This window comes from Nonlabens sp. Asnod2-A12, from assembly GCF_045063745.1.
Classification (GTDB): domain Bacteria; phylum Bacteroidota; class Bacteroidia; order Flavobacteriales; family Flavobacteriaceae; genus Nonlabens; species Nonlabens xylanidelens.
This window is the reverse complement of sequence record NZ_JBEFOB010000002.1, coordinates 9794-13682: the sequence shown is the minus strand read 5'-3', so window position 1 is coordinate 13682 and position 3889 is coordinate 9794. Positions and strand designations below refer to the sequence as shown.

2 protein-coding genes are annotated in these 3889 nt (G+C 39.0%); both read right to left on the bottom strand.

Going from position 1 to position 3889, the window contains the following annotated elements; all coding sequences use genetic code 11:
* A partial coding sequence (locus ACJJVJ_RS00035; RefSeq protein ID WP_405368073.1) for a type IX secretion system membrane protein PorP/SprF occupies positions 1 to 127 on the bottom strand: 127 nt, incomplete at its 3' end.
* 60 nt (positions 128 to 187) lie between these two features.
* On the bottom strand, positions 188 to 3889 hold a 3702-nt coding region (locus tag ACJJVJ_RS00030; RefSeq protein WP_405368080.1), incomplete at its 5' end, for a gliding motility-associated C-terminal domain-containing protein.

The window sequence follows — 3889 nt, the reverse complement described above, 5'->3', positions numbered from 1 at the left end:
GATTTCCCGCATAAGCTGGATTAACAACTATTGGGTTATAAGAATACTGACTGTATTGAGGATCTTGTTGTGCGGTAACCGCTTTCGCGAAAGCGAATAACAATAAACAAGTTAATAATTTCTTCATGCTATATTATTTTTCAATTAACCTACCCTAACTGATTGAATTAGGGTAGGTAAGATTTATTTATCTGATATATAGATATCCTGCTAGTTGTTGAGTTGCACCAAAGTCATCGATATATTCAATAACATAGTAGTAGGTTCCTGTAGGTAACTTCTCTCCTGAAGATATTGTTGTTCTACCATCAGAAATTCCAACAAATCGTGTTGAAGCGTTGTCATAATTATTTGCATTATAAACCTCTACACCCCAACGGTTATAAATTCTAACGGTATTATCAAAGTTCTCTATTCCTTGAAGGAAGAAGAAATCGTTCTCATTATCACCATTAGGAGTAACAGCATTAAAGACTGTTATTCTTCTAATATCTTCATCAAGATAATCAGGAATACCATCATTATCGATATCACTAGTATCACCTGTATTAGGATCAAGGTCACCATCAGGGTTTGCACCTTCATCGATTGTATCTAGACCATCACCATCGTCATCAGTATCTAGATAATCAGGAGTACCATCATTATCAGAATCTTGATTAGTTGGATCACTATCACCGTCATAATCTTCATTAACCGTTGCTACTCCATCATTGTCGTCATCGACATCTAAGAAGTTAGGGATTCCATCACCATCTGTATCACCTAGAGCTAACTCTACACCATTAGGTACATTATCCATATCACAATCTGCATCTAACCAAGCCTGATCTGGTGTCATAGTCTGATTATCAACATCGATACTACAAGGATCTTGAGGATCTGTAGGAGTACCACCATTAGGAGGCAATAATTCATCAATGTTTCTTACTCCATCACCGTCACAATCTAGGTTATCCCATTCACCAGTTGCTGCAACTAGATTTTGTGAAATCGCTTCATAACTACAAGGATCTTGAGGATCTGTATTATCAATCTCTTCTTGTCCATTAGTAACTCCATCACCATCACAGTCTAACTGACCATATGCTTCAGATGTATTAACTGTCTGGCTAGCTGTTAAGAAATCACATGGATCACTAGGATCTGTACCATCGATGATTTCATCACCATTAGTAACACCATCACCATCACAATCTGCGTCATTAAAGTCACCTGAAACTGGAATAGTCTGACTACCCACCATAAAGTCACAAGGATCTGTTGGATTAGTTCCATCTGCAATTTCATCTGCATTTGTTACACCGTCACCATCACAATCTAATGATCCCCATGCTGAGTTAGGAACAAGGTCTTGACTAGATATTATTAGATCACATTCATCTAATGGATCAGTACCGTCCGATACTTCAACACCATTACTAACGCCATCACCATCACAGTCTAATGCTTCCCATGCCATTGTTTGTGGAACCGTTACATTATCTAGCATGAACTCACATGGATTAACTGGGTCAGTTCCATCTATCACTTCATCACCATTAGTAACTCCATCACCATCACAGTCTGAATTAATCCAAGATACAGATGCTGTAGTATCTTGACTTGTGTATACTAAATCACATGGATCTTGTAAATCAGTACCATCAGTTAACTCTGTACCGTTCGAAACCCCATCACCATCACAATCTAATGCATTCCAAGCAGCAGAAACTGGTACTGTTTGATTAGAAAGTATATAATCACAAGGATCAACAGGATTAGTTCCATCAACAACTTCATCACCGTTAATGACACCATCACCATCACAATCAGCAACTAACCATTGACTGGTCACCAACACGATATCCTGACTACTCAATAAATAATCACAAGTATCTCTAGGATCTGTACCATCAGACAATTCTGTGCCGTTAGGTACACCGTCACCATCGCAATCAGCAACTAACCATTGGTTAGAAACATTGTTAAGATCTTGAACAACTACATTATAATCACAAGGATCATTAGGGTCGGTATTATTAGCATCTACTATTCCATTCCCATCTAGATCAACTTCAACACCGTTAGGAACGCCATCTCCATCACAATCTGCTACATACCAGTCGGAGGTAGTATTAGATAAATCTACATTATTAACATCACCACCATCACATGGATCGTTAGGATTAGTACCGTTTGTTATTTCATCAGCATCAGTTACTCCATCTCCATCACAATCTACTGTGCTGGTTACCGGCACCGTTATATCTGATACGATGTAGTCACATGCATCGTTTGGACTAGTTCCATCTGGTGTTGTTGGATCACCATCCGGTCCGTTGATCTCATCTGCATCTGTTACTCCGTCACCATCACAGTCTACCATACTTGTTACTGGTACACTTATGTTTCCTACATTATAATCACATGCATCATTTGGATCAGTTCCTGCTGCTATTTCATCTGCATCAGTTACTCCATCACCATCACAATCTACTGTACTTGTTACTGGTACACTTACATCTGATACATTATAATCACATGCATCGTTTGGATCAGTTCCATCTGGCGTTGTTGGATCACCATCTGGTCCGTTGATCTCATCTGCATCTGTTACTCCATCTCCATCACAATCTACTGTACTTGTTACAGGCACACTTACATCTGACACATTATAATCACATGCATTGTTTGGATCAGTTCCTGCTGCTATTTCATCTGCATCAATTACTCCATCTCCATCACAATCTACTGTACTTGTTACTGGCACACTAATATCTGATACATTATAATCACATGCATCGTTTGGATCAGTTCCTGCTGCTATTTCATCTGCATCAATTACTCCATCTCCATCACAATCTACTGTACTTGTAACTAGTAATGTTACACTTGCAACATCATAATCACATGGATCTGTTGGATCTGTTCCATCTGGAGTACTAGGATCTCCATCTGGTCCGTTGATCTCGTCTGCATCAGTTACTCCGTCACCATCACAATCTACTGTGCTAGTTACTGGTAATGTCACACTTGCAACATCATAGTCACATGGATCTGTACTATCTGTTCCGTCTGGTGTCGTTGGATCACCGTCCGGTCCATTTATCTCATCTGCATTACTGACACCATCACCATCACAATCACCCATATCGGTTGCTGGCAATGTTGCAGCTCCTGAAGTATAATCACATGGATCTGTTGGATCCGTCATATTTAGGCATTCAGTCGCATTATCAACACCATCACCATCACAGTCTAATAATCCAATTGCATTAGATGGGTCAGCATTAAGAACCATACACACATCAACAGAACCTGACATTACATCATCACAATCAATAGTAACATTAATCAATACACTACCGATATCTGTAAGTCCATCTTCATCCTCTAGGGTATAATCAAAATTAACTTCCGTAACTCCAACACTAGGCGTTACATCTAAAGTTCCATTTGTATTCAAAGTCACCGTTGTACCATCACTCAACGTTACTGTTGAACCTGGTGCTATTGGTGTTACTGTACCTGTTAATGGATCTGTAATCTCAGTAATTATTAAGTTAGCATTATCTCCATCTGGATCAACATCGCCATCTAACACATTAATATTTACAGGTGTAGATGTTTCTGTTATTGCTACTTCATCATCAGCTATTGGTGCTAACTGCGTGAAGGTAACATCTACTTGACCTACATCTGTTAAGCCATCTTCATCTGTTAGTGTATACTCAAAACTGATTGGCTCTGTGCTATCAGTTGCTGGTGCTACATCTAATGTACCATCTGGATTTAAACTAACTACTGTTCCATCACTTAATGTTACAGGATTTGCCGCATCTATTGGTGTTACTACTCCTGTTACTAGATCTGTAATCGCTGTAACTGTTAAGTTAGCATTATCTCC